Raw genomic sequence first — 24,162 nt, forward strand, 5'->3', positions numbered from 1 at the left:
CGTCCGGGGCCCTTCGTCGTTGCGCGGTCTCGATTCCCTGGTCCGCGCCGTTCAGACCTGCCCCACTATTCCCCGCCGATCTGCCAAGTGAGCCCCCGGCCCTGCGTGGCCTCGCGCAGGAAGCCCTCCAGGGCCTGACGGTCGCGGATGCGCACGCGGAAGCGGGCCGAGACGCCTTCCGGAGCCAGGGTCACCTGCTCCAGGGTGGAGCCGTCGCCCACGCCCGGGGCCGTGGCCAGGCTGCGGGCAAAGGACTGCGCTCCATCCGCAGCGCTCCATCCGCTGACCACGAGGGTGGTGCCGCTGCTTGCGACCACGGCCGTGTGCTCGTGGCTGAAATAGTTGCCCCAGACCCTGAGCCAGACGGTTTCCAGGGACTCGCCCCCCGCCTTCCAGTCGTCGCCGCCGCTTTTCAGCTCCGCGGCGTAGCCGCCGGTGATCGGCTGGATCGTCAGGGCGGGCACGTCCGCGCCCATCCCGCCGCTCTGCCGCGTGAGGCCAGAAAGAAGCTCGAGCCCGGCGAGCGCGTCGCCGGGAACCCTGCCGAGCATGGACAGCGTGTACGGCTGGCTCGTGCGCGCCGTGGCCAGCACGCCCGTCTGCTCGAGGAGGCGGCGCAGGCCCTGGCGGTCCACGGTCACGTCATAGACCGCCTGCACGCCGTCCGGCCCGGTCTGGAAGGACTGTTCCGAATAGCTCTGCACCAGGCTCTGCGCGCGGTCGGAGAGGAACGCATCCAGCCGCGCCTGCCGGGCGGGCGGCAGCTCGACCCCGACGATGGCGCGTGCCTTCTGCTGCACGGCCTGCACGAAGGCCTTGGCCAGGATCTTGTCCCGGGCTGGGGCCTTGGCCTCGGGCGCGTCGGGCGGGATGGTCACGGTGACGGTGTCGGCCCGGCAGACGGCCGCCGAGGACAGGAGGACCAGAAAGACCGCAGCGACGGCGCAGAGGCGGCAAAAGGACTTGGACACGTTCATTCCTTGGGCTTTCGGTTTTCGGACCGCGCACGACGCGGGCCATGTCGTGAAGCACAGACTAACTGTTTCGCGGCATCGCCCGCAAGGGCCGGGAGGATGCCAACTGCCGCGCCAGGTTCCGAGCCGTGCGGATCACTTGAGGACCACGATCACCCGGCACTTCCCCAAAATGTCGCGGCGCGCGGCCGCGTCCCGCAGGGTCGTGGCGTCCGCGTCCGTGAGGACCAGGGTCGTGCCGTGCGGCCCGTCGGCGCGCACGGCCTTCACATACAGAGGATTGCCGGCCACCCGCGGGTTGTGCATGGCCTCGTCCATGTTCTTGGCGTACGCGGCCATGCCCTGCTCCGCGACCACGCGCCTGTCCACGCCCGAGGGGCCGTATACCGGACGTCCCTCCTCGTCCACGATGCGCACGACCATGGCCGGATCGGCGTCGACGCCCGTGGCGTCGACCACGAGTCCGGTCCAGGCGGCAGCGGACTTGGGAGCGGCCTGTTCCTCTGCGGCCTGCCCCGCGGCAGACGACTGCGCGGGGCCCTGCCCGGTCGCCTGCGGCGCGGAAGCTGCCGGAGCCTGCGCTACGGGAAAAGCTGCGGGAGGAGTCTGCGCGGGCAATGCGGCCGGAACGGACACGGCGCCTGTCATGACGCTTCGCGGCAGCACGGCGTCCGCGAACCGGCCGCGCATGCTCATGCCCACGCGCACCTGCACGCTGCCGTCCGGCAGGTCGTTCGTCTCGAGGATGCGGGAGTTCTGCAGTTCGCCGTCGAGCCGGGAGCGCACAGTCCTGTTGTGCGCCATGGCCTCGCCCACCGCCTCGTCGGCGTCGACGCGCACGCCGCGCACCGTCTCGAGGAGATTCCTGCGCGCGACGATCTCGGCCGCGCGCACGGCCATGGCCCGGCCCTGGGCCGGACTGCTCACGTAGGGCGGCGGGGCGCCCGTTCCGGTGGCCGTGATCATGCCCGCCTGCCAGTCGATGCGGCCGTCGTTCACCAGCTGGACGTACGCCCCGCCCTCGCCCTCGGCCGACGTCGGCGGAGCCTGGACCAGCCCGGGGGCCTGCGCCGCGGGCGCGGCCTGTCCGGGCGTCTCGCCCTGCATCGCTCCCGGCTGCGCGGCCTGGGGCTGCTCCGGCGAGGGAGCGGGCACCTGTGCAGGTGCGGGCGAGGGGGGAAGGTCCGCCGACTCACCGGTGGAGAAATGCGTCACACCCGTCTCCTGGGCGTACAGCGCGGCGGGGAGAAGAACGAGCAGCAGCGCGGCCAAGGCTGCGCGGATCGTCTGCGACATGTATCCGACTCCTTCGAAGGCGGTGACCGCCTCGTTTGTGCGGCTCAATACGCCGCAGGCCCGGGACGATGCAAGTCGTCCGCTTCACGCCGCCGACGCGCGGCCAGCGCGGTGTCGCCCGCGGCATCGGCCCGGTCCGCCGCCTCGCGCAGGCTCCAGTCCAGGGCGAAGACCGCCCCCGCCTCTCCGGGCACAAGACGAAGCGTCTGGCGCCAGGCGTTCATGGCCAGTTCCTGCTCGCCCACGGCCAGCAGACACCAGCCGAGTTCGATCAGGGCCCCCGCATCGCGCGGCGCCAACTCGACCAGCACGTCCTGCGCCACGCGGGCATTTGCAGGCAAGGCCTCGGCCCGGGCCAGCTCCACGCACAGCCGGAGCAGGCCGGGATCGTCCTGCGCGTCTTTCCTGGCCCGCTCGAAGCAGGCCAGGGCCTCGTCCCTTTTCCCGTCCGCCAGGAGGACGAAGGTCAGCCCGAGGCCGGGCAGGGGCGCGTTTGGATCCAGGCGCAGGGCCTGCGTGAAATCGCGCCGCGCCGCGTCGCGCTGCCCCGTCTGCAGGGCCAGCATGCCGCGCATGGCCAGGGCCAGGAGGTTCTCGGGATCGACCGCGAGGACGGCATCGAAACGCCCGGCTGCCGCACTGTAGCGGCGGGCCAGAAAATCCAGCACGCCGAGACGGTAGAGGGCGTAGGGATCGCGGGGGCGCACCGCCAGGACCCTGGAATAGGCCTCGGCTGCGCGTCCGGGCTGGCCCCTCGCCTCCCACTCCGCGGCCCGCACGAGCTGGTCCTCGGGATCCTGCGCCCCGGCAGTCCGGGGCCAGAGGAGCAGGCAGGCGACGGCCAGGACGAATGCGAGCATCATCCCTCCCCCTTGTGCAGTGCCGCCAGACGAGCAGCCAGGGCCCCGATCTGTCCGCTGCCCTGCGCTTCGTCCCCTGCATCCGGCGGCAGAACGGCTAGGACTCCCGGCACCCGGCACAGGCCGAGCAGAAAGATGTTCGCGGCCTGCAGCCCGGCCCCCTGACTCCCCGGCCCTTCCGCCGAAACGCCGCGCAGGGCTTGCGCGACACGGCGCGAACGAGCCGCGGTGAGGCTCTGGAGAAGGCGCTCAAGAGGCTCGGTGACGGATGGCCCTGGAGAGGCGACCGCTCCCCGTCCAGCCGAAAGGGCGTTCTCCCTGACGGCCACGATCCCGGCTGCAGGCGACGAAGGATATTCGGCCCAGGTGAAAAACTCCGCACTTCCGGCTGCTCCGCTCCCCTGCCCTGCCACCGCCACGCGCAGGCAGAGCAGCAGGTCGGCGCACTGCCGCCCGGGCAGCGCGGCGCGCTCGGACAGCGGCAGGCTCAGACCGTTCGATCGTGTCAGGTCCACGCGCAGGGAGGGCGCCGCGTCCCGCAGTGCCCGTTGCAGCCGCAGGGCGAGATGCAGTCCCGGGTCGGGAGCGGCCGGTCCGCCCGGGTCGATGACCAGCCGGGACAGACGCGCCTTTCCTTCCGGCTCCGCCCGGAGCGCAGCGATCTCGGCCGCGGCCCGCTGCTCGGATTCCGCGGGCTGCGGCATGCTCGTCCTCTGTCCGACGGGCGCCGGAGGCAGGGCGTGCATGGCGATGCGCTCGAGCATCATGCGCGCCTGCACGTCCCCCGGATGCAGGCGCAGCACGTGTCGAAAACACTCGCGCGCCTCCCGCGGTCTCCCCCCGAAGAATCTGGCCTTTCCGAGCAGTCCCCAGAGCCACTCGTTCTCCGGAGCGGCCGCGACCGCTTCGGCCAGAAGCTGCTCCGCCTCCGCATAGCGTCCCGCAAGTAGGAGTTCCTGTCCCTTGTTGGCCGCCGCTGCGGATTCGGAGGCGGCCCGGGCCAGACCGGGCAGAGGAAGCAGCGCCGCCCCGGCCGCGCAGACCGCCGCCGTGCGCAGAAAGGCGCGCCGCGAGAGGGAAGCAGGTCTCTGGTTCCAAAACTCACAAATATATGGAAAACGTTGCATGGCTCGCCGCTTTGATGCAATGATGTGCGGACAGGGGGGACGTCCCCGCATCCGAGACGCTTGTACCAGGGTGGCCCATGGAACTCTACCTCATGCAACACGGCGCATGCCTCTCCGAGGACATCGACCCCGCACGGCCCCTTTCACCTGTCGGCTCGGACACCGCCGCCAAGGCGGGCAGGACCCTGCGCGCCTTCGGCGTCCGGCCGGGACTGATCGTCTCGAGTCCCAAGCTGCGAGCCCGCCAGACCGCGGCCATCGTGGCCAGGGAGCTGGAGTACCCGGCCGCGCAGCTCGCCGTGCACGACTCCCTGAACCCCATGGGCAAGCCGGACGAGGCCCTTTCGCTGCTCAAGGAGGCCTGGGATGCGGAAAGCGTGCTCCTCGTCGGGCACCTCCCCCATCTGAACCACTTCGTCTCGCGCCTCGCCTGCCGGAGCGGCGAGGTCAACCTGAGCGTCGAGAACGCGGGCTTGACCCGTATCGACCTTACGCAGCCCTTGCCTGGGCAGGGAAGAATCAGTTGGCACATCAAACCATTTCTATATACCCTATTGAAATGATTAATACATACGCAGGTACGTGAATTTTCACGCTATCTCTTGACTTTTCTGGCGTTTTCCACGACCTTGCTCCAGTCTCAAAACAATCTGGAACCGGCTCCTCGCTCGTCGAGGGCGGCTGATTCCGACGCATCCTCAAAAAGGTTTATTCGGCGTTCGATCGGCGATGTGGCGTCGCCTTTCGTCCTCCGACCGGAAGGATGGCTCCATCCTTCCGGGGGGCGATAACTTCAAAGTGAGGACCGCATGTTGGAAACCCTGCTCTTTCTCCTCATCGTCTTCCCAATATTGGGTGGGCTGGCCTGTTACATCGTTCCGACGCGATTGCTGCGCGGGGCCGTCATAGTCGGCACCTGCGCCCTGACCGCGGCGGCGGCGGTGGCGCTGCTCATGCACGGCTCATCGCAGACGACTCCCGAGTCCCTGTTCCTGATCCCGGTGCGCGGGCTGATCACCCTGCTCGATTTCGCTCTGCTCGGCGTCATCCTCTGGTACGCCTTCCGGCTGAAGAACGGCCTCCTCAAGGTCATCTTCGGCTTCCAGATCGTGGCCCTGGCCTTCTATGAGCTGTTCCAGGCGCACCACACGAACGCGCAGACCTTCTACGTCGACACCCTGTCGATCATCATGGTCCTGGTGGTCTCCATCGTCGGCTCGCTCATCTGCCTCTACGCCATTCCCTACATGAAGGCCCACGAGGAGCACCTCCATCTGGAGAAGAGCCGGCAGCCCCGCTTCTTCCTCTTCCTGGTGGGCTTCCTCGGCGCCATGAACGGCCTGGTGCTGGCGGACGACATCTCCTTCGTCTACTTCTTCTTCGAGATCACGACCTTCTGCTCCTTCATGCTCATCGGCCACGACCAGACCGACGAGGCGAAGAAGAACGCCACCCGTGCCCTCGTGCTGAACGGCGTGGGCGGCGTGGCCTTCGTCCTGGGCATGATCGGCATCTATGCGTCGGCCCAGACCATGTCCATCCAGGAGCTCCTGCACAGCGGCTCCATCGCCCCGGGACTGCTCTTCGCGGTCTCCCTCATCTGCCTCGCGGGCTTCACCAAGGCCGCGCAGCTGCCCTTCCAGAGCTGGCTGCTCGGCGCCATGGTCGCGCCCACGCCGGTCTCCGCGCTGCTGCACTCTTCGACCATGGTCAAGGCAGGCGTCTTCCTCGTGCTGCGCTTCGCCCCCATCTACGCCGGGACCTTCCTGGGCACGGCCGTGGCCGTGTGCGGCTCCTTCACCTTCGTGGCCGCGGCCGCGCTGGCCGTGGGACAGTCCAACGCCAAGAAGATCCTGGCCTACTCGACCATCTCGAACCTCGGCCTGATGATCGCCTGCGCCGGTCTGGGCACGGCCCAGGCCATCACCGCCGGAGTGCTCCTGCTCGTCTTCCACGCCGTGTCCAAGGGGCTCCTCTTCTGCTGCGTGGGCCACATCGAGCAGCATATCGGCAGCCGCGACATCGAAGCCATGCGCGGCCTCTCCGCGACCATGCCGCGCGCGGCGCTGATCACCATCGCCGGTCTCATCACCATGATGCTGCCGCCCTTCGGCGTGCTGCTCTCCAAGTGGATGGCCATCGAGGCGGCCGGACACAACCTCTTCGTGATCATCATGCTCGCCGTGGGCAGCGCGCTCACGGTGCTCATCTACGCGCGCTGGGGCGGCAACCTCATGAGCGCGCCCTACAAGGCGGAGCCCAAGCACCCGGCCATGCCGGTGCTCACGGCCATCCCGCTGCTCTCCATGGCCATCGGAGCGCTCGTGCTCTCCCTGGCCGCGCCGCTGCTCTACACCCGCCTCGTCATGCCGCTGCTGGCCTCCGCCCCCTATCAGGTGGCCGAAGGCACGCTGACGAGCCCGGTGGGCGCCTTCGCCATCTACCCCCTGTTCCTGCTGCTCGCCGTGGCCTTCTTCTTCGCCATGCGCGCCGTGCTGCGCTCCAAGGAGACCCGCTACATCCCGCCCTACTTCGCGGGCATCAACCTGCCGGACTCCTCGGGCTTCACCGGCCCCCTGGGCGCGCCCGTGGCCTATGAGAGCTCCAACTACTACCTCACCGCCATCTTCGGGGAGGACAAGCTGACACTGTGGATCAACATGGGAGCGGCCATGCTGCTCGCCATGATGATCGGGGGGGCGCTGTAATGACCGCGATCATACTCGGCATCATCGGCATCGTGCTGGCCCCGCTCGTAGGCGGCCTCATCGCGGGACTGGACAGGAAGGTCACGGCGCGCATGCAGTCGCGCTTCGGCCCGCCCATCTTCCAGCCCTTCTACGACGTCTTCAAGCTCTTCGGAAAGGAAGCCGCCATCGTCAACGTGTGGCAGGTCTTCTGCGCCTATACCTACCTCGCGGCCGCGGCCATCTCCGTGGGCCTGCTCTTCGCGGGCTCCGACCTGCTCCTGCTCTTCTTCGTGCAGGCGGTCGGCGCGGTCTTCCTGGTCTTCGGCGCCCTGTCCGCGCCCTCGCCCTACTCCCAGGTCGGCGCGAACCGCGAGCTGCTCCAGATCCTGGCCTACGAGCCGCTGATCATCCTGGTCTTCGTGGGCATCTACCTGACCACGGGATCGTTCAAGATCTCGGCCATCCTGGCCCAGAACCAGCCGCTGCTGCCCCAGCTGCCGCTGCTCTTCCTGGCGCTCAGCTACGCGCTGACCATCAAGCTGCGCAAATCCCCCTTCGACCTCTCCACGAGCCACCACGGCCACCAGGAGCTGGTCAAGGGCGTGCTCATCGAATACTCGGGCCCCTACCTCGCCCTGGTCGAGGTCGCCCACTGGTACGAGACCATCCTGGTCCTCGGCCTGTGCGCGCTCTTCTGGCACACCTCGCTCATCGGCATGGCCGTCCTGCTGGTGCTCACCTACTTCGCGGAAATCCTCCTGGACAACGTCACCGCGCGCATGACCTGGCGCTGGATGCTCGGCTACGTCTGGGGCATCGGCCTGGCCATGTCCGCCGTGAACCTCGTCTGGATCACCTTCAAGGGGGCCTAAGATGTTCAAGAAGATGATAGAGAAATCGCAGCTGAAGTCGCCGTGGATCATCCACTTCGACTGCGGCTCCTGCAACGGCTGCGACATCGAGGTCCTGGCCTGCCTGACGCCCCTGTACGACGTCGAGCGCTTCGGCATCGTCAACGTGGGCAACCCCAAGCACGCCGACGTGCTCCTGGTCACCGGCACGGTCAACCACAGGAACAAGCACGTCCTGAAGAACATCTACGACCAGATGCCCGGCCCCAAGCTGGTCATCGCCATCGGCGCCTGCGGCCTGTCCGGCGGCGTCTTCCGCGAGGCCCCGAACGTCGTGGGCGGCGTGGACAAGATCATCCCCGTGGACGTGTACGTGCCCGGCTGCCCGCCCAAGCCCGAGGCGATCATCGACGGCGTTGTGGCGGGACTGGGCAAGCTGGCCGAGCTGCAGAAGCAGGCCGCAGGCTAGGAGGCACCGATAATGCAACTCGATACCATCACCGTCACCCCCGACACCCTCATCGGCGAGGTCGCGAAGCTCAAGAACGACGGCTGGCGCATGGTCACCATGACCTGCGTGGACGTAAGCGAGGAGGAGTTCCAGCTCCTCTACCACTTCGACAAGGAGCTCGCGGAGCGCCACCTGCGCATGAACCTGCCCAAGGGGCAGGCCGCGCCGAGCATCACGCCGACCCTGTTCATGGCCGTGCTCGTGGAGAACGAGATCAAGGACCACTACGGCGTCTGCTTCGATGGTCTGCCGCTCGATTTCGACGGCAGGCTCTACCTGGAGGACGAGGTCAAGGCCACGCCCTTCTGCAAATACGGCACGGTCCGTAAACAGTAAGCGAGCGGAGAGAACACATGCCCCGCACCATCATACCCTTCGGTCCCCAGCATCCCGTCCTGCCCGAGCCCATCCACCTGAAGCTCGTGGTCGAGGACGAAATCGTCAAGGAGGCGCTGCCGCAGCTCGGCTACGTCCACCGCGGACTCGAGAAGCTCGTGGACATCCGCGACTACAACCAGATGATCCAGATCGTCGAGCGCGTCTGCGGCATCTGTTCCAAGATCCACGCCATGTGCTACTGCCAGGGCATAGAGGCCATGATGGGGGTGGAGATTCCCCCCCGGGCCAAGTACCTGCGCGTGATCTGGTCCGAACTGCACCGCATGCACTCCCACCTGCTCTGGCTCGGCCTCTTCGCCGACGCCTTCGGCTTCGAGTCGCTGTTCATGCAGTTCTGGCGCATCCGCGAGAAGATCATGGACATCAACGAGGCCACCGCGGGCAACCGCGTCATCGTCTCGGTCAACGTGGTGGGCGGCACCCGCGCCGACCTCTCCACCGACCAGATCAACTGGATCCTCTCCGAGCTCGACTTCGTCGAAAAGGAGATCCTGCGGCTGCAGAAGACCATGCTCGACGACTACACGGTCAAGAAGCGCACCGTGGGCATCGGCGTGCTCTCCAAGGAGCAGGCTTACGAGCTCGGCGCCGCGGGTCCGACGCTGCGCGGCTCGGGCATCGCCCAGGACATGCGCCAGCTCAAGTACGCCGCGTTCGACGCCATCGACTTCGAGCCGGTGGTGGAATACGGCGGCGACTCCTACTCCCGCGGCAAGGTCCGCTTCCGGGAGACGCTGCAGTCCGTGGACCTCGTGCGCCAGGCCATCGCCCACCTCCCCGGGGGCGAGACCCAGGTCAAGGTCAAGGGCAACCCCGAGGGCGAGGCGGTCTCCCGCGTGGAGCAGCCGCGCGGCGAGCTCTTCTACTATCTGAAGGCCAACGGCACCAAGTTCATGGAGCGCGTGCGCATCCGCACGCCCACGTTCGCCAACATCCCCCCGCTGCTGGCCATGCTGCCCGGCATCGAGCTGGCCGACGTGCCCGTGGTGGTCCTGTCCATCGACCCGTGCATCTCCTGCACCGAGCGTTAAGGGAGGCTCTACTATGGCGTTCATGACACCGAACGTGCTGCGCAACCTCTTCGGAAAGTACAGCACCCGCCTCTACCCCGTGGAGACCCGCGATCCCTTCGAGGCATACCGCGGCGAGCTCTACAACGACATCGAGAAGTGCATCTTCTGCCAGACCTGCGCCCGCAAGTGCCCCTCGCAGTGCATCACCGTGAGCAAGGAGACGGGCGAGTGGACCTGCGACCCGTTCGCCTGCGTCTACTGCGGCATCTGCGTGGATTCCTGCCCCGTGAACTGCCTGCACATGCGCACGGCCTGGCGCAAGGTCGCCACGGAGCGCCAGATGATCGTGCAGCACGGCACCCCGCCCGCGCCCAGGAAGAAGGCCCCCAAGGAAGTCCCCCAGGGCGGCTCCGCGGCCGAAAACGCCGAGGCGCCCGCCAAGAAGGCGGACAAGAAGAAGGCCGAATAGCCTCCCTCTGTCCGGCATGACATGCCGAGGCCCCGCACGCTCCCGGAAACACCCGGGAGCGCGCGGGGCCTTTTCGCATCCGGAGGTCGGTCGCGCGGACGTGGGATACACGCCCGGCGCGATTGCCTGCGCTGCCGGAACAGGCTATGTGGAGCGACCGGACACAGGAGGTTTCATGAGTCCCGAATCCAGCCCCAAGGGCTTCGTCCGCAAGGACATGTTCTACGTCGTCATCTTCTTTTGTCTGGCCCTCGGCTTCGCGGCCGGGGTCATCACCGGCACCATGTACAATCCGCCGCGCCCGGCCCAGCCTTCCGGCATGGGAGGCGGCGGCATGCCTCCGGGCATGGGCCAGGGGATGGGCCAGGGAGCGCCCCAGGGGATGCCGCAGGGGATGCCGCAGATGCCGCCCCAGCAGGGTGCGCAGCAGCAGCCAGCCCAGCAGGACCAGCTCTCACCGGCCGAGCGCGCCAAGCTTCTCGAGCTCGAAATGGCCGTCTCCAAGCAGCCGGGCAACGTCAACGCCCTGAACCAGCTCGGCAACTTCTACTTCGACCACGACAAGCCCGCCGAGGCCGTGGATGCCTACAAGAAGTCGCTGGCCATCAAGGACGCGCAGCCCGACGTCTGGACCGACCTGGGCGTGATGTACCGCGAATTGACGCAGTACCAGCAGGCCCTGGACTGCTTCAACAAGGCCCTCGCCCTCGATCCCAAGCACCAGGTGGCGCACTTCAACAAGGGTGTGGTCCTGGTCTTCGACCTGAACCAGAAGGACAAGGGCGTGGCGGTCTGGAAGGAGCTCCTGGCCATCAATCCCAATGCCAAGGCCCCCAACGGGACGCCGCTCGGCCAGCTCATCGACTCAGTGGAACAGCAGTAGGCCGTCCCGGCGACCGTCAGACGCCTGCCGTTGACAGGCGCCTCCCCGCGCGTTCATAAGTAAGCATGAAGAACCGTCCCCCGGTCACGGGGGACGGGAACGCGCACCGGAGGTAGCCGTCATGACCGAGAATCAACCGCCCCTCGACCTCAGCTTCTCCCGCTCCGCCCGCGACATGGCCGCCACGGCCCTCGTCCTGGCCTTCCTGGCCCTGATCGTGGCCGGGGCCTTCTTCATCACGTCCAGGAACAGCAACAACGACCTGCGCGCCGCGAGCGCGTCGCTCACGCAGCGCGTGGACGGCCTCGAGAACCGGCTGGCTTCCGTCGAGGCCCTGCCCCGCACCCTGCGCCGCCAGGCAGCGCAGGCCCTGGTGGAGGAGATGTCCCTGCGCGCCAAGCTGCTCGACACGCGGCTCGACGATCCGGCGCAGAAGGAGACCCTCGCCCAGGTGGAGGAGCTGCTCGAAAAGCTGCGCCAGGCAGGGCAGGAACCGGGAGCGCAGTAGGAAGCGGAAGAGAGGGGACGGAAGGCCGGAGGATTACTCGGCGTCAGGTTGCCTGTGCACGGCGCGCGCCAGCCACTCCTCGACCAACCATATGGCTTTTTCCGTGTCGTCCGGCCTGAGCCACTGGATTGCCTCGTCGCGCTTAAACCAGGTCATCTGCCGCTTGGCGTAGGCCCGCGTACGCTTGAGCCAGAGCGACTTGGCCTGCTCGATGTCCAGCCGCCCCCGGATGTATTCCAGGAGTTCGTGCGAGCCGATGCCGGTGAAGCCGGGCGCGTCCACGCGCGGACATTCGGCGAAGGCCCGCTCCATCTCGGCCGCGGCCCCGGCCTCGAGCATGCTCTCGATGCGTAGCGCAAGGCGCGGGGTGAGCTCGTCCAGGTCCATGCCCACGCCGAGCTTCAAGGCGTCGAAACGCGGCGGCTCGTCCTCCTGCTGGTGGAAGCTCGAGAAGACGCGGCCCGTGCTCTCGAAGACCTCGAGGGCGCGTGTGATGCGCTGCCGGTCGTTGGGATGGATCTTGGCCGCGTAGACCGGATCTATCTGCGTGAGCCAGGAGTGCAGCGTCTCCCCGCCGAAGACCTCCCAGGCCTCCTGGAGCTGCTGCCGGGTCACGTCCGGCACCTCGGGAATGGGCGACAGGCCGTAGAGCAGCGCATCCAGGTAAAGTCCCGTTCCCCCGACCAGGAGCGGCAGACAACCCTGCTCCGCCAGCTCCAGCATGGCCTCCTCGGCCATGACCGTGAAGGCCCCGGCACTGACCGACTGGCAGGGCGAGAGCACGCCGTAGAGCAGGTGCGGGCAACGCGCCTGATCCGCGGCGGTGGGCTGGGCGGTGACGATCTCGAGACCGCTGTAGAGCTGGCGTGAGTCGATGTTGACCACGCCGCCGCGAAAGCGCTCGGCAAGGGCCAGGGCGAGGTCGGTCTTTCCGGCGCCCGTGGGGCCGACGATGCAGACCGATCCGGGCAGGCGCCGCGGCTCGCCCTGGGCCGTGCTCACAGCTTCCCTTCCGCCCTGAGCTCCGCGAAGCGGGCATAGACGTGGGGCACGAGCTGGTCAGGGACCATGCCCTTGATGTTGGCGCCGTGCTTGGCCGCCTCCTTGATGATCGTGGAGCTCAGGTACATCCAGCGGTAGTCGGTCATCAGGAAGACGGTCTGGATCTCGCGGTGCAGCTTGCGGTTCATGAGGGCCATCTGGAATTCGTACTCGAAATCAGAGACCGCGCGCAAGCCGCGCAAAATGACGTTGGCGCCGCGGCGCGACACGTAGTCGACCAGCAGGCCGGAAAAGCCTTCCACCTCGATGCCCTCGTCGAAGGCGAAGACCTCGCGGGCCATGGCCACGCGCTCGTCGAGGCTGAAGAGCGGGGTCTTGGAGGTGTCCTTGGCCACGGCCACGACGATGCGGCCGAACACGGTGCGCGCGCGGCGCACGAGGCTCACGTGGCCCAAGGTCAGGGGGTCGAAGGTGCCGGGATAGATGGCCATGCTCATGATGTTGTCCTCCGACAGAGCAGAATACGCGTCTGTCCGTAGTTTCTGTCGGCTTCCAGGCTGAACCCGGAGCCAGGCTCCCCGATCTGCACCGAAAGACCGGACTCCACCTCGGCGACCAGAAAGCCGTCCGGGGCGAGCCAGCCGCCCGCGTCGAGGCGGGCCAGGGCAGGCGCGAAAAGGTCCTTGCCATACGGAGGGTCAACGAAAACGAGGCCGTAGGAGGAATCGCCCTTGCCGGTGAGAACCTTGAGCGCGTCCTCGGCTGCCACGCTGAAGCGGCCGCGCTCTATCCCGAGATCGACAAGGTTTTTTCTGATCAAGGCTGCCGCGGCGCGGTCCTTCTCGATGAACCGGCAGAAGGAGGCGCCTCTGCTCAGGCATTCGATTCCCAGGCTGCCCGAGCCTGCGAAGACGTCCATGACGCGAAGCCCCGTGAACGACAGTCCGCGGGCCGCGAGCATGCTGAAGAGCGCCTCGCGCACGCGCGAGGTGGCCGGGCGATACCCCGGCCCCTCGCTTGTGGCTATGCGGCGCCCCTTGAGCGCGCCGCCGGTGATGCGCATCATGGTTTCGACAATCTCATAATCAACGGTGTTCCGGCCGAGGCTCAGCTCTGGGAAACGAGCTCGAGGAGCGCCCGGTGGGCGTCCAGCAGGCGCTCGCGCATTTCCGTCTGGTCCACCCAGGCCTTGCCCTGCACGTCGGGCAGCTTGCCCTTGAAGGTGGTGAGCAGACGCTCGGTCTCGCCCACGAGATAGCCCCAGTCGATGGCTGGCTGGGCCTTTTCCGGATGGAGCTGCACGGCGGGCTCCTTGCCGGGCTTGAGCTCGACCTCCTCGAGGTAGTCCGGGATGTGCACGGTGAAGCCGAAGCGCTCGCGGATGAGCCCCGCCAGGGTGTCCTGGGCCGATGCCTCGCCGTGCACCAGGAAGATCTCCATGGCCTTGTTGGAGAGGTTGGAGATCCAGTCCAGCACCTGGCTCTGGCCAGCGTGAGCCGAGAATCCGCCGATGGTGAAGATCTTGGCGTGAACCGCCACCTCCTCGCCCAGGATGCGGATCTTGGAGGCCCCGTCCACGATGTGGCGGCCCGGCGTGCCCTGGGCCTGGAAGCCGACGAAAACCACGGCCGCTCCGTGGCGCCAGAGGTTGTGGCGCAGGTGGTGCTTGATGCGACCGGCGTTGCACATGCCGCTGGCCGAGATGACGATGGCCGGGCCGTCGTGCTCGTTGATCTTCTGCGACTCGGCCTGCGTCCGCGTGTACACGAGGTTCGGCAGGTTCAGCGGATTGTCGCCGTTGGTCATCATCGCCCGGGTCTCGGCATCCATGTACTCGGGATGCTTCTTGAAGATCTCGGTAGCCTTGATGGCCAGCGGGCTGTCCAGGAAGACCGGGATGTCCTTGGGCAGCTTCCCTTCCTTGGCAAGCTGCCAGAGGGTGAAGATGATCTCCTGGGTGCGCTCCACGGCGAAGGCCGGGATGATGCACTTCTCCCGGTTCTTGTAGGCGTAGGCGATGGCCGCGGCCAGTTCCTCGCGGCTGCTGCCCTCGTCCTTGTGGTTGCGGTCGCCGTAAGTGGATTCGACGAAAAGATAGTCCGCCGTGTGGGCCACGGCAGGGTCGCTTATGAGCAGCTGGTGCGGCCTGCCCAGGTCGCCCGAGAAGAGCAACGAGGTGGGCTTGCCGTTCTCGTGGATCTCGATCTTGATGAAGGCCGAACCCAGGATGTGACCCGCATCGCGATACGTGACCTTCACGCCCGGCACGGGCTCGAACTCCTTGCCGTATTCCACGGGCTTCAGGAGCGGAAGGGTCTTCGCGGCGTCGTCCAGGGAGTAGAGGGCCTCCACCGGCGGGCGGCCGTGTCGCTGGCGTTTCCTGTTTTCCCATTCCGCTTCCATCTCCTGGATGTGGGCGGAATCCTGGAGCATGATGTCCATGAGATCGGCCGTGGCCGCGGTGCAGTAGATGGGCCCCTTGAAGCCGTATTTGACGATGCGCGGCAGAAGGCCGGTGTGGTCGATGTGGGCATGGGTGATGAGGACGAAGTCGAGATGGCCGGGATCGTAAGGCCCCATGTCCTGGTTGCGTTTCTCGATCTCCTTGTTGCCTTGGTGCATTCCGCAGTCCACGGCGAAGCGGTGGCCTGCGGCCTCGAGGACGTAACAGGAGCCGGTGACTGTCCGCGCTGCCCCTAGAAAATTGATCTTCACGCACGTCTCCTTGTTGCAGAACGATGACCCCGCCGCAGGGCGGGCTCTCGGTGTTTACACCGCCACCGGCCGAGGGTAAACACCCCATGTCCATCTTCTTCCTGCGCCGGGTCGGATTCCGGGCAGGGCGCATGAAGACGCACGACCAGGCAAAGGCCGTCACGAGGCCGTCATGCCCCGGGCACATCCCCGGCATCCTAGGAGGAACATGTGATAGATTCCAGGCAGTTCGTCATCGACAACCTCTCCATGCACGAATCCTGGCGGCTCTTCCGCATCATGGCCGAGATCGTCGACGGTTTCGAGGACATGACCGACGTGGGGCCCGCGGTCTCCATCTTCGGCTCGGCCAGGGCCAAGCCCGGAGACGAGGACTACGAGCTGACCCAAGAGGTCGCCCGCCAGCTCTCGGCCGCCGGGTACGACATCATCACCGGCGGTGGACCGGGACTCATGGAGGCGGCCAACAAGGGCGCCAAGGCAGGCGGCAAGGGAAAATCCATCGGCCTGCACATCGAGCTGCCGCTCGAACAGAAGAGCAACGACTTCCTCGACGAGCGCATCACCTTCCGCTACTTCTTCATCAGGAAGCTCGTCTTCGTGAAATACGCCATGGCCTACATCGCCATGCCGGGCGGCTTCGGCACCCTGGACGAGATGGCCGAGGCCCTGGTGCTCATCCAGACGAGGCGCATCAAGCCCTTCCCCATCATCCTCATGGGCAGCGACTTCTGGAGCGGGCTCATCGACTGGTTCAAGTCCTCGCTGCTCAAGCGCGGCTACGTGAGCCCGGAAAACTTCGACCTCCTGACGATCCTCGACACGCCCGAAGAGGTCGTGAGCCACATCAAGCGCCACGTCATCGTCTGATGAAGGCCCTGCAATGAAGAACCAGCGCCGGGCCATGGCCTACGGCCTGGTCACGGTGGCGCTGTGGTCCACCGTGGCTTCGGCCTTCAAGCTCTCGCTTCGGCACATGGACGTGGCCCAGCTCCTCTTCTGGTCCGCGCTGGTCTCCACCATGGTCATGCTGGCGGCCCTGGCCATCCAGGGCCGCCTCGGCCTTCTCCTTTCCTACGGCCGCGCCGAGTGGCTCAGGGCGCTCGGCCTCGGCCTGCTGAACCCCTTCGTCTACTACCTGATCCTGTTCAAGGCCTACGACCTCTTGCCGGCCCAGGAGGCGCAACCGCTCAACTACACCTGGGCCATCACCCTGGCGCTCCTCTCCGTGCCCATCCTCGGGCAGCGCCTCTCCTGGCGCGACATCGCCGCCACCCTGGTCAGCTGGGGCGGGGTGCTGGTCATCTCCACGCACGGCGACCTCGCGGGACTTCATTTCGCAAGCCCGCTCGGTGTGGCCTGCGCGCTCGCGAGCACGGTCATCTGGTCGCTCTACTGGCTGCTCTCCACGCGCGACCACCGCGACCCAGTGGCCGGACTGGCCATGAACTTCCTCTGCTCCCTGCCCTTCTGCCTAGCCTGGGCATGCCTCGTCTCCTCGCCCCTGCCCCGAAGCGCGGCGGGCCTCGCGGGCGCCGCCTACGTGGGCCTCTTCGAGATGGGCGTGACCTTCATCACCTGGATCACGGCCCTGCGCCTGGCCGAGAACACCTCGCGCGTGGGCAACCTCATCTTCATCTCGCCCTTCGTCTCCCTGCTCCTCATCCACTTCCTGGTGGGCGAGCCCATCCTGTCCTCGACCTTTGCCGGACTCTCGTGCATCGTGGCCGGACTCATCCTGCAACAGACGGGACGGCGCGCCGCCGCGTAGGGCGGAACGCGCGCCTCCTGCCGACAATCACCGACATCACTGGTACAACGTCATGCGTATCGCAATCACGACATCTTCTTTCGCCGTCTATGGACGCGCCCCCCTGGAACTGCTCGAACGGGCCGGGGCGGAAATCGTATTGAATCCGCACGGCCGCAAGCTAACTCCCGAGGAGACCGTGGCCCTGTGCGCCGACTGCGAGGGCATCCTCGCGGGCACGGAAAGCCTCTCCTGCGACGTGCTGGCAAAACTGCCCAGGCTCAAGGCCATCTCGCGCTGCGGCGTGGGCATGGACAGCGTGGACCAGACGGCCTGCGCGGCGCAGGGCATCACCGTGCGCAACACGCCCTTCGGCCCCACGCGCTCCGTGGCCGAGCTGACCGTGGGCCTCATCCTCGACCTCCTGCGCCAGGTCACGCGCATGGACCGCGAGATGCGCGGCGGCGTGTGGAAGAAGCGCATGGGCAACCTGCTGCTCGGCAAGCGCGTGGGCATCATCGGCTTCGGGCGCATCGGCCAGGCCACGGGCGAACTCCTCTCCGCCCTGGGCGCGGAGATCGCCTATGCCGACCCGTGCGTGGAATGCGTGCTCGGCGAGCGCATGGAGATCGACTCCCTGCTCGCCTGGGCGGACATCGTGAGCCTGCACTGCTCCAAGCCCGGCGACGCCTGCTACCTGATCGACGCCGAGCGCCTTCGCCTCATGCGTCCCGGCACCTGGCTCGTCAACGCCGGACGCGGCGGTCTGGTGGACGAGGAGGCGCTGCATGCCCTGCTCGCTTCCGGCCATCTCGCGGGCGCGGCCATGGACTGCTTCTCCGCCGAGCCCTACAAGGGCCCGCTGGCCGAGCTCGACAACATCATCATCACCCCGCACATCGGCTCCTACGCCAAGGAAGGTCGCTCGCGCATGGAGTTCGACGCCGCGAAGAACCTCCTGGAGGCGCTGGGCGTGCCCGTGCCCCCCGAGGTGCGGCCGTGAGCCGCCCCAAGATCAGGTGCGTGGTCCTCGACTGCGACGGCGTGATCCTGGAGACCGTGACGCTCAAGACCGAGGCCTTCGCCAAATGCGCGGAGCATCTCGGGGAAAAGGCAGTGCAGGTGCTCGTGGACTTCCACGTGGCCCACGGCGGAGTCAGCCGGTTCGAGAAGTTCCGCCACCTGTGGCGCGAGTTCTTCGGCCGGGAGATCACCGATCCCGAGATGGACGACATGGTGCGGCGCTTCGTGGAAGCCGGGGCCGAGGCGCTGAAGCGCGCGCCCTTCGTGCCCGGGGCCAGGGAATTCATCGAGGAGTGGAGCACGCGCCTGCCGCTCTACGTGGCCTCCGGCGCGCCGGACGAGGAGCTGAAGGGCATCCTGCGCATAAAGGGCGTGGACGCCTGTTTCAAGGGCATCTTCGGCTCGCCCACGCCCAAGACCGAGCTCCTGGCGAACATCGTGGCGAACGAGACGGCCGGACCGAGCGAGACGCTCATGGTCGGCGACTCGGGCACGGACCTCGCGGCGGCCGAAGCGGTGGGCACCCTCTTCTACGGCCGCGGCAGCTTCCCCGCGCCCCTGCCCTGGGGCGAGGACCTGACCGGGCTCGGCGCGTTCATCGAGGAGCGCAACAAGGGCTGATCCCGGGAAATCCCGATTCGCGGCAAAAAATGAAACGCCCGCCCCGGCATGCCGGGGCGGGCGTTTTTCGTACGATCCGCTTCTGCGTCGGGGCTACGAGTAGCTGCCGCGCAGTCCGTCGTCGGCCATCAGCTTCCTGACGAGCTCGAGGTCGGCCTGCGTGTCCACGCTCTTGGTGCGTGCGTCCGTCTGGACCATGCGCACGCGCCTGCCGTGCTCGAGCAGGCGCATCATGTCCACAGACTCGATGCGCTCGAGCGGGGTCTCCTGCAGGGCGTTGAAGTCGAGCAGCGCCTGGCGGCGGAAGGGAATGATGCAGACCTGCTTCTTCATGGGCACGTCGAGCACGCCCTTCTTGCGCGAAGGCACCGGCTCGCGCGAGAAGTAGAGCGCGTTGCCCGAAAGGTCCGTGACCACCTTGACCTCGTTGGGGTCCTCGAACTCCTCCACGCTCCCTAGGTCGGCCATGAGGTTGACCACCCCGAGCGCAGGGTCGGCGAGCATGGGCTCGAGCGAGGCGGAGATCATCTCGGGCGTGACCATGGGCTCGTCGCCCTGGACCATGACCACGATGTCCACGTCCTCGCCCACGGCCTCCTCGACCTTCAGCATGCACTCGGCCGTGCGGTCGGTGCAGCGCTCGTGCGTGTCCAGCGTCATCACCGCGCGGCCGCCCACGGACTCGACATAGTCGGCGATCTCGCGGTCGCAGGTGGCGACCACGGTCTCGTCCAGCAGGTCGCACATGCGCGTGCGGAAGAAGACGTGGCCGACCATGGGCACGCCGTGGATGTCGGCCAGCGGCTTGCCGGGAAAACGCGAGGAGCCCATGCGGGCCGGGATGACGGCGACGATTTTGCCCATTTTCAGTTCCTTGTCCTATTTGTTGACGCTTTGCTTGAATTTTTCCATGCCCTGCCGCGCGAAGACGTCGAGCATGCGGATGTCCAGGCTGAAGGCCACGAAACGGTAGCCCTGGGCCAGACGCTTGCCGAGCGCGTCGAGGTCCGGTTCCACGATGTGGATGCCCGGGGCCTTGCCCGACTTCGGCCCCTTGGCCTCGATCTCGGCCAGGGCCTCCTGCACCTCGGGACGGTCGAACTCGCCCGGCACGCCCAGCGAGGCGGAGAGGTCGTAGGGGCCGATGATGTAGCCGTCCACGCCATCGACAGCCAGGATCTCTTCGAGGTTTTTCACGGCCTCGATGTGCTCGATCTGCACGATGCACATGGAATCCTCGGCCAGCCAGCGCTTGTACTCGGGGAAGGTCGCGCCGTAGCCCTGGGCGCGGAAGAGCCCCACCCCGCGCACTCCCCGCGGCGGATAGTGCATGGCGGCCACGGCGGCGCGCGCCTCGTCCGCGGTGTTGACCATGGGCACCACGATGCCGTGCGCGCCCGCGTCCATGACCCGCTTGATGATCACCGGGTCGTTTATCGGCAGGCGCACCAGGGGCTCGGCACCGGCCAGGGAGGCCGCGCGCATGAGCTCGGCGCACTGGGAGAGGTCTATGGACGCGTGCTCCATGTCCACGGCCAGCCAGGAATAGCCGGCGTTGGCCATGATCTCGGGAATCGCGGGGGACGGCAGGGTCAGCCAGGAGCCGAGCGCCGAGCCGCCCGATGCCAGTGTCTTCTTGAGGGATGCCATAGGCTTATGCCTCCATGAGTCCAAGGATGGAAAACAGCCGCCGCGCAGCGGCGGCCAGGGAAAAACGCTCCACCACCGCCTCTCTGGCGGCGGCGGCCATCACGGTACGACGGGCCGGGTCGTCGAGCAGCACGGCCACGGCTTCGCGCCACTCCTCCGGGCTCCTGACCAGGAAGCCGGTGCGGCCGTGTTCCACTATCTCGCGGTTGAAGCCCACGTCGGAGGCCACGGGCACGGCGCCGCAGGCCATGTACTGCAGGAGCTTGAAGCCGCATTTTCCGCGCGTGTATTCGTCGTCGGACAAGGGCATGAGGCCGATGTCCATGGCCTGCAGCTGGGCGATCTCGCGCTCGGGACTCCACTTCTCGAAGCCCACGTCCCGCCACGATTCGTCGGCGTAGGGCTCATCCGAGATCACGGACAGGCGCATGCGGTCCGAAAAAGGCGCCAGGGCGGCGAACAACTCAGGCAGGAAGACCTGGTTGCAGGCCGTGCCCATCCAGCCGATCACCGGCAGACCGCCTCCCTTGGGGGCGGACACGTAGCGGTCCGTGTCCAGCGGCGTGGGCAGCACGGCGACGTTCGCGTTGAAGACGCGCGCCCGCTCGGCCAGGAATTCGTTGCCCGCGACGACCTGATCCGCCCGGCGGCAGGCGGCGGCAAAACGCGGCACCTGCTTGGCATGCTCGCGCCTGCGCCTGGCCTCGTCCGTGACGCCCGGGTGCGAGGTCCAGACCGCGTCGTCGAAGTCGTAGACGAAGCGCCTGCCAGCGCGTGCGGCCAGAAAGAGGTCGAAGGGATTCAGGAGCTTCTTCTGCAGAACGAGCACGTCCGCGCGGGGAAGTCCCAGAAAGAACGGAATGCGCTTGAGACTCCCCTTGGGGATGACCCGGTACTCGGCCGCGATGCCCGCCTGCTGTGCGGCGGCAACGAACGGCAGGACGCGGAAGCGCACCGAGGGCAGCGTGGGACCGGACTGGGTGAGGTAGAGGAGCCGGGGCATGGCCGACGCGCAGCCTCCGCTAGAGGAAGTCCGGGTCGATGGCCGCCTTGCCCCCGCCGAGCATGATCTTCACGTAGCGCACGCTGCGCTCGTCCACGGGCACGATGGGAAAATTCTGGCGGCAGGCGTCGCACCGGGCCATGGCCGGACGGACCGGCGCGATGATGGGCACCTCGCGGCCGCAGAAGGGACAGGGGTAGAGATAGATGAGCTCGAGCCCCGACGGTTTGACCGGGGTCAGGGGCTTGTGGTTGGTCTCGGACATCCTGGGGTCACGCCATGAGTGAACGGCCGGTCATTTCGGCCGGTTGAGGGATGCGCAGGAGCGCGAGCGCCGTGGGCGCGATGTCTGCCAGCCGTCCTTCGGCGCGCAGGCGCGCGTCGGCAAGTCCCTCGCCGATGAGCACGAAGGGCACGGGATTGGTGCTGTGCGCGGTCTGCACGCCGCCATCGGCATCGAGCATCTCTTCGGAGTTACCGTGGTCCGCCGTGAGCAGCACCGCTCCGCCGAGGCCGAGCACGGCGTTGACGATGCTTCCCACGCAGGCGTCCACGGTGCGGCAGGCCTGCTTGACCGCGTCCATGACGCCGGTGTGGCCGACCATGTCCAGGTTGGCCAGGTTGCAGACCACCATGTCGTAGTCGGCCAGGGCCGCGAGCAGCTTTTCCGTGACCTCGTCCGCGCTCATCTGGGGCTTCTGGTCGTAGGTCGCCACCTCTCGGGGGCTCGGCACCAGGATGCGCTCCTCGCCCGCGAAGGGTTCCTCGCGGCCGCAGTTGAGGAAAAAGGTCACGTGGGCGTACTTCTCGGTCTCCGCGATGCGCAGCTGCTTGAGCCCCGCCTCCGAAACGACCTCTCCCAGGGTCTTGGCCACGGACGAGGGCGGGAAGGCCACGGCCAGGGGAAATGTGGCCTCGTACCGGGTCATGGAGACGAAGGAGGCGAGCTTCGGCCTGCGCTCGCGCGGGAATTCGGCGAAATTCCCCTCGAACAGGCTTCGGCTGATCTGCCGCGCGCGGTCCGAGCGGAAGTTGAAGAAGATGACGCCGTCGCCGTCCTCGATGAGCGCGACCGGCCTGCCCTCTTCCGTGATAACCGTCGGCTCGATGAACTCGTCGGTCTTGCCCGCGTCGTAGCCCGCCTGGACGGCGGCCAGGGGATCGTCCGTGCGCTCGCCGCGGCCGAGGACCATGGCCTCGAAGGCGCGCTGGTTGCGCTCCCAGCGCCTGTCGCGGTCCATGGCCCAGTAGCGGCCGATGACCGTGGCCACACGGCCGAAGCCGGTTTCGGCCATGTGGCCGCAGAGCTTCTTCATGTAGCCGAGCCCACCTTGAGGCGCGGTGTCGCGGCCGTCCATGAAACAGTGGACGTAGGCCTGGGGAAGCCCCTGCTCGCGGGCCAGCCGCAGCAGGGCGTTCAGGTGCTCCTGATGGCTGTGCACGCCGCCGTCGGAGAGCAGTCCCATGAGGTGCAGCCTGCCGCCCGAGGCCTTGACCTTGGCGATGCAGTCGAGGAACGCCGGGTTCTCGTAAAACGAACCGTCCTCGATGCTCACGTCGATGCGGGTCATGTCCTGGAAGACGACGCGCCCCGCGCCGATGTTCATGTGGCCGACCTCGGAATTGCCGATGAAGCCGCGCGGCAGCCCCACGTCGCGTCCGGAGCAGGCCAGGGCGGTGTGCGGCCAGGCAGCCTTCAGCGCATCGAGGTGCTGCGTGCCCGCCTGGCACACTGCGTTGCCCGGTCCGTCCGGCGCAATGCCCCATCCATCCAGGATGAGCAGGACCAGGGGCCTAGGCCGTCGCGTCATCGGGAAGCCCCACGCGCGCGCCCTCGCACCACAGGCCTTCGAGGTCGAAGAGTTCGCGATTGTCGCCGGAGAAGACGTGCACGAGCACGTCGTTCAGGTCCACGAGGATCCAGGCGCCTTCGGCCTGTCCCTCCATGCCCAGGTACTCGAGCTTCTGCTCCGCGGCCATGTCCAGCACGTGCGAGGCCAGGCCCTTGGCATGGCGGGGGCTGGTGGCCGAGGCCAGAACGAGCATTTCGGTGATGGGGCAGATGCCCGTGACGTCGAGCACGATCACGTCCTGGCCTTTCTTGTCCCGCAGCCAGCCCGCAACGAGCACGGCCTTTTCCTGGGAGGGAATATTGCTTGTTTCTTTCTTGGGCTTTTTCGGCATCAGTTCATTTCCGGGTTTTCGGTCACCACGATCTCGGCCAGCGACCGCTTGGGCACATGGTGCGTTCCAGTCGCGTCGCGCCAGTAACGCACATTTCCGTCCTCGCCAAGCTCGTCGATGGCGACCTCCTCGCCCGGCTCGCCGAAGGCGACCACGAGCAGTACCTCGATCTCGTCCGGGAGGCCGAGCTCGTCGTGCAGGCCGGGCCTGTCCTTGATGGCGCCCAGAACGCAGGCCGCGATCCCCTGGTCCATGGCCCCGAGCAGCATGTTCTGGATGGCGAAGCCGTGGTCGCAGCCCCACTCCGAGCTCACCCGCTTGTCGCCGCAGACCACGACGTAGGCGGCGGGACGCTCGCCCTCGGCCGGGCCGGCCCAGTCCTTGAGATAGGCGGCCCATCCAAGGTGGGCGAAAATCTTCGCGCAGGGCGCGGCCTCGTTGATCAGGACGTACTTGAGCGGCTGTTTGTTCGCCGCCGAGGGCGCGAGCCGGGCCATGTCCACGAGGCCCCGCAACGTCTCGAGCGAGACGGGACGGTCCTGCCTGAAACGGCGATGCGTGCGGGTGCGGGCTACCAATGTCCGAAAATCCACTGTTCCTCCAAGGGGCCGTATCGGCCGCGGGGAGTCTAGC

28 protein-coding genes are annotated in these 24,162 nt (G+C 67.3%); 13 read left to right on the forward strand and 15 right to left on the reverse strand.

Going from position 1 to position 24,162, the window contains the following annotated elements:
- Window positions 1–65: 65 nt before the first annotated feature.
- The 4 genes from DSX2_RS02620 to DSX2_RS02635 form a co-directional block, all read right to left on the reverse strand.
- A complete protein-coding gene (locus DSX2_RS02620; protein ID WP_020879483.1) occupies window positions 66–971 on the reverse strand; it encodes a hypothetical protein in 906 nt (301 codons plus the stop codon).
- 138 nt (window positions 972–1,109) lie between these two features.
- Complete coding sequence (locus DSX2_RS02625) at window positions 1,110–2,270, reverse strand: hypothetical protein (RefSeq protein WP_020879484.1); 1,161 nt, start codon at window positions 2,268–2,270, stop codon at window positions 1,110–1,112.
- Window positions 2,271–2,314: 44 nt separating this feature from the next.
- Window positions 2,315–3,130 carry a lipopolysaccharide assembly protein LapB gene (locus DSX2_RS02630; RefSeq protein ID WP_020879485.1) on the reverse strand — a complete coding sequence of 272 codons (816 nt, stop codon included), beginning with the start codon at window positions 3,128–3,130 and terminating at the stop codon, window positions 2,315–2,317.
- On the reverse strand, window positions 3,130–4,308 hold the full coding sequence (locus tag DSX2_RS02635; RefSeq protein WP_084486388.1) for a tetratricopeptide repeat protein: 1,179 nt from the start codon (window positions 4,306–4,308) through the stop codon (window positions 3,130–3,132). Before DSX2_RS02635 ends, DSX2_RS02630 begins: the two co-directional genes overlap by 1 nt.
- Window positions 4,309–4,334: 26 nt before the next feature.
- On the opposite strand from DSX2_RS02635, the gene sixA reads away from it, so the two are divergent.
- From sixA to DSX2_RS02680, 9 genes are all read left to right on the forward strand, one after another.
- The gene (gene sixA, locus DSX2_RS02640; protein WP_020879487.1) at window positions 4,335–4,820 is read left to right on the forward strand and encodes a phosphohistidine phosphatase SixA; all 486 of its coding nucleotides are present in this window, start codon (window positions 4,335–4,337) and stop codon (window positions 4,818–4,820) included.
- A gap of 246 nt (window positions 4,821–5,066) precedes the next feature.
- Window positions 5,067–6,965, forward strand: a complete 1,899-nt coding sequence (locus tag DSX2_RS02645) for an NADH-quinone oxidoreductase subunit L (RefSeq protein WP_020879488.1) — start codon at window positions 5,067–5,069, stop codon at window positions 6,963–6,965.
- Entirely contained in the window at window positions 6,965–7,819 is an 855-nt protein-coding gene (locus DSX2_RS02650; RefSeq protein ID WP_020879489.1) for a respiratory chain complex I subunit 1 family protein, read from the forward strand. The genes DSX2_RS02645 and DSX2_RS02650 overlap by 1 nt, the downstream gene beginning before the upstream one ends.
- A 1-nt stretch (window position 7,820) precedes the next feature.
- Window positions 7,821–8,267 carry an NADH-quinone oxidoreductase subunit B family protein gene (locus tag DSX2_RS02655; protein ID WP_020879490.1) on the forward strand — a complete coding sequence of 149 codons (447 nt, stop codon included), beginning with the start codon at window positions 7,821–7,823 and terminating at the stop codon, window positions 8,265–8,267.
- Window positions 8,268–8,279: 12 nt separating this feature from the next.
- Window positions 8,280–8,645: an NADH-quinone oxidoreductase subunit C gene (locus DSX2_RS02660; protein ID WP_020879491.1), complete on the forward strand. Its 366-nt coding sequence runs from the start codon at window positions 8,280–8,282 to the stop codon at window positions 8,643–8,645.
- 17 nt (window positions 8,646–8,662) lie between these two features.
- A complete protein-coding gene (locus DSX2_RS02665; protein ID WP_020879492.1) occupies window positions 8,663–9,739 on the forward strand; it encodes a nickel-dependent hydrogenase large subunit in 1,077 nt (358 codons plus the stop codon).
- Window positions 9,740–9,752: 13 nt separating this feature from the next.
- Window positions 9,753–10,190, forward strand: coding sequence for a 4Fe-4S binding protein (locus DSX2_RS02670; RefSeq protein ID WP_020879493.1), 438 nt, complete (start codon window positions 9,753–9,755; stop codon window positions 10,188–10,190).
- 175 nt (window positions 10,191–10,365) lie between these two features.
- Entirely contained in the window at window positions 10,366–11,073 is a 708-nt protein-coding gene (locus DSX2_RS02675; RefSeq protein ID WP_020879494.1) for a tetratricopeptide repeat protein, read from the forward strand.
- A gap of 121 nt (window positions 11,074–11,194) precedes the next feature.
- On the forward strand, window positions 11,195–11,581 hold the full coding sequence (locus tag DSX2_RS02680) for a hypothetical protein (protein WP_020879495.1): 387 nt from the start codon (window positions 11,195–11,197) through the stop codon (window positions 11,579–11,581).
- Window positions 11,582–11,614: 33 nt separating this feature from the next.
- Here DSX2_RS02680 and miaA read toward each other — a convergent pair whose 3' ends face one another.
- From miaA to DSX2_RS02700, 4 genes are read right to left on the reverse strand one after another with little or no spacing between them, the layout of a single operon-like run.
- Entirely contained in the window at window positions 11,615–12,583 is a 969-nt protein-coding gene (miaA, locus tag DSX2_RS02685) for a tRNA (adenosine(37)-N6)-dimethylallyltransferase MiaA (protein ID WP_020879496.1), read from the reverse strand.
- On the reverse strand, window positions 12,580–13,080 hold the full coding sequence (gene coaD / locus DSX2_RS02690; RefSeq protein WP_020879497.1) for a pantetheine-phosphate adenylyltransferase: 501 nt from the start codon (window positions 13,078–13,080) through the stop codon (window positions 12,580–12,582). The genes miaA and coaD overlap by 4 nt, the downstream gene beginning before the upstream one ends.
- On the reverse strand, window positions 13,077–13,649 hold the full coding sequence (rsmD, locus tag DSX2_RS02695) for a 16S rRNA (guanine(966)-N(2))-methyltransferase RsmD (protein ID WP_020879498.1): 573 nt from the start codon (window positions 13,647–13,649) through the stop codon (window positions 13,077–13,079). The genes coaD and rsmD overlap by 4 nt, the downstream gene beginning before the upstream one ends.
- 41 nt (window positions 13,650–13,690) lie before the next feature.
- Window positions 13,691–15,298, reverse strand: a complete 1,608-nt coding sequence (locus tag DSX2_RS02700; RefSeq protein WP_020879499.1) for an MBL fold metallo-hydrolase RNA specificity domain-containing protein — start codon at window positions 15,296–15,298, stop codon at window positions 13,691–13,693.
- A gap of 210 nt (window positions 15,299–15,508) precedes the next feature.
- Between DSX2_RS02700 and DSX2_RS02705 the strand changes: the two genes are divergently transcribed.
- The 4 genes from DSX2_RS02705 to DSX2_RS02720 are packed head-to-tail and all read left to right on the forward strand — an operon-like array spanning window position 15,509 to window position 18,692.
- Complete coding sequence (locus DSX2_RS02705) at window positions 15,509–16,168, forward strand: TIGR00730 family Rossman fold protein (RefSeq protein ID WP_020879500.1); 660 nt, start codon at window positions 15,509–15,511, stop codon at window positions 16,166–16,168.
- A gap of 13 nt (window positions 16,169–16,181) precedes the next feature.
- On the forward strand, window positions 16,182–17,069 hold the full coding sequence (locus DSX2_RS02710) for a DMT family transporter (RefSeq protein WP_020879501.1): 888 nt from the start codon (window positions 16,182–16,184) through the stop codon (window positions 17,067–17,069).
- 52 nt (window positions 17,070–17,121) lie between these two features.
- The gene (locus tag DSX2_RS02715; RefSeq protein ID WP_020879502.1) at window positions 17,122–18,051 is read left to right on the forward strand and encodes a phosphoglycerate dehydrogenase; all 930 of its coding nucleotides are present in this window, start codon (window positions 17,122–17,124) and stop codon (window positions 18,049–18,051) included.
- Window positions 18,048–18,692 carry an HAD family hydrolase gene (locus DSX2_RS02720; protein ID WP_020879503.1) on the forward strand — a complete coding sequence of 215 codons (645 nt, stop codon included), beginning with the start codon at window positions 18,048–18,050 and terminating at the stop codon, window positions 18,690–18,692. The genes DSX2_RS02715 and DSX2_RS02720 overlap by 4 nt, the downstream gene beginning before the upstream one ends.
- A 93-nt stretch (window positions 18,693–18,785) precedes the next feature.
- On the opposite strand, the gene kdsB is transcribed toward DSX2_RS02720, so the two are convergent.
- The 7 genes from kdsB to DSX2_RS02755 are packed head-to-tail and all read right to left on the reverse strand — an operon-like array spanning window position 18,786 to window position 24,122.
- Window positions 18,786–19,556 (reverse strand): 3-deoxy-manno-octulosonate cytidylyltransferase, encoded by a 771-nt coding sequence (gene kdsB / locus DSX2_RS02725; RefSeq protein ID WP_020879504.1) that lies wholly within the window; start codon window positions 19,554–19,556, stop codon window positions 18,786–18,788.
- Between the two features lie 15 nt (window positions 19,557–19,571).
- Window positions 19,572–20,342 (reverse strand): HpcH/HpaI aldolase/citrate lyase family protein, encoded by a 771-nt coding sequence (locus DSX2_RS02730; RefSeq protein ID WP_020879505.1) that lies wholly within the window; start codon window positions 20,340–20,342, stop codon window positions 19,572–19,574.
- Window positions 20,343–20,346: 4 nt separating this feature from the next.
- Window positions 20,347–21,345 (reverse strand): glycosyltransferase family 4 protein, encoded by a 999-nt coding sequence (locus DSX2_RS02735; protein WP_020879506.1) that lies wholly within the window; start codon window positions 21,343–21,345, stop codon window positions 20,347–20,349.
- A 19-nt stretch (window positions 21,346–21,364) separates the two neighbouring features.
- The gene (locus DSX2_RS02740) at window positions 21,365–21,610 is read right to left on the reverse strand and encodes a hypothetical protein (RefSeq protein WP_020879507.1); all 246 of its coding nucleotides are present in this window, start codon (window positions 21,608–21,610) and stop codon (window positions 21,365–21,367) included.
- Window positions 21,611–21,617: 7 nt separating this feature from the next.
- Entirely contained in the window at window positions 21,618–23,156 is a 1,539-nt protein-coding gene (gene gpmI / locus DSX2_RS02745; RefSeq protein ID WP_020879508.1) for a 2,3-bisphosphoglycerate-independent phosphoglycerate mutase, read from the reverse strand.
- On the reverse strand, window positions 23,140–23,475 hold the full coding sequence (gene rsfS / locus DSX2_RS02750; RefSeq protein WP_236615065.1) for a ribosome silencing factor: 336 nt from the start codon (window positions 23,473–23,475) through the stop codon (window positions 23,140–23,142). The genes gpmI and rsfS overlap by 17 nt, the downstream gene beginning before the upstream one ends.
- Window positions 23,476–23,528: 53 nt before the next feature.
- Window positions 23,529–24,122, reverse strand: a complete 594-nt coding sequence (locus DSX2_RS02755; RefSeq protein ID WP_020879510.1) for a nitroreductase family protein — start codon at window positions 24,120–24,122, stop codon at window positions 23,529–23,531.
- Between the last annotated feature and the right edge of the window lie 40 nt (window positions 24,123–24,162).

This window comes from Desulfovibrio sp. X2, from assembly GCF_000422205.1.
Lineage (GTDB): Bacteria > Desulfobacterota > Desulfovibrionia > Desulfovibrionales > Desulfovibrionaceae > Alkalidesulfovibrio.

Coding starts and splice junctions, on each gene's coding strand:
- DSX2_RS02625 (WP_020879484.1), bottom strand. CDS start 2,270: ATGTCGCAGACGATCCGCGCAGCCTTGGCCGCGCTGCTGCTCGTTCTT.
- DSX2_RS02630 (WP_020879485.1), bottom strand. CDS start 3,130: ATGCTCGCATTCGTCCTGGCCGTCGCCTGCCTGCTCCTCTGGCCCCGG.
- DSX2_RS02635 (WP_084486388.1), bottom strand. CDS start 4,308: ATGCGGGGACGTCCCCCCTGTCCGCACATCATTGCATCAAAGCGGCGA.
- sixA (WP_020879487.1), top strand. CDS start 4,335: ATGGAACTCTACCTCATGCAACACGGCGCATGCCTCTCCGAGGACATC.
- DSX2_RS02645 (WP_020879488.1), top strand. CDS start 5,067: ATGTTGGAAACCCTGCTCTTTCTCCTCATCGTCTTCCCAATATTGGGT.
- DSX2_RS02650 (WP_020879489.1), top strand. CDS start 6,965: ATGACCGCGATCATACTCGGCATCATCGGCATCGTGCTGGCCCCGCTC.
- DSX2_RS02655 (WP_020879490.1), top strand. CDS start 7,821: ATGTTCAAGAAGATGATAGAGAAATCGCAGCTGAAGTCGCCGTGGATC.
- DSX2_RS02660 (WP_020879491.1), top strand. CDS start 8,280: ATGCAACTCGATACCATCACCGTCACCCCCGACACCCTCATCGGCGAG.
- DSX2_RS02665 (WP_020879492.1), top strand. CDS start 8,663: ATGCCCCGCACCATCATACCCTTCGGTCCCCAGCATCCCGTCCTGCCC.
- DSX2_RS02670 (WP_020879493.1), top strand. CDS start 9,753: ATGGCGTTCATGACACCGAACGTGCTGCGCAACCTCTTCGGAAAGTAC.
- DSX2_RS02675 (WP_020879494.1), top strand. CDS start 10,366: ATGAGTCCCGAATCCAGCCCCAAGGGCTTCGTCCGCAAGGACATGTTC.
- DSX2_RS02680 (WP_020879495.1), top strand. CDS start 11,195: ATGACCGAGAATCAACCGCCCCTCGACCTCAGCTTCTCCCGCTCCGCC.
- coaD (WP_020879497.1), bottom strand. CDS start 13,080: ATGAGCATGGCCATCTATCCCGGCACCTTCGACCCCCTGACCTTGGGC.
- rsmD (WP_020879498.1), bottom strand. CDS start 13,649: ATGATGCGCATCACCGGCGGCGCGCTCAAGGGGCGCCGCATAGCCACA.
- DSX2_RS02710 (WP_020879501.1), top strand. CDS start 16,182: ATGAAGAACCAGCGCCGGGCCATGGCCTACGGCCTGGTCACGGTGGCG.
- DSX2_RS02715 (WP_020879502.1), top strand. CDS start 17,122: ATGCGTATCGCAATCACGACATCTTCTTTCGCCGTCTATGGACGCGCC.
- kdsB (WP_020879504.1), bottom strand. CDS start 19,556: ATGGGCAAAATCGTCGCCGTCATCCCGGCCCGCATGGGCTCCTCGCGT.
- DSX2_RS02730 (WP_020879505.1), bottom strand. CDS start 20,342: ATGGCATCCCTCAAGAAGACACTGGCATCGGGCGGCTCGGCGCTCGGC.
- DSX2_RS02735 (WP_020879506.1), bottom strand. CDS start 21,345: ATGCCCCGGCTCCTCTACCTCACCCAGTCCGGTCCCACGCTGCCCTCG.
- DSX2_RS02740 (WP_020879507.1), bottom strand. CDS start 21,610: ATGTCCGAGACCAACCACAAGCCCCTGACCCCGGTCAAACCGTCGGGG.
- gpmI (WP_020879508.1), bottom strand. CDS start 23,156: ATGACGCGACGGCCTAGGCCCCTGGTCCTGCTCATCCTGGATGGATGG.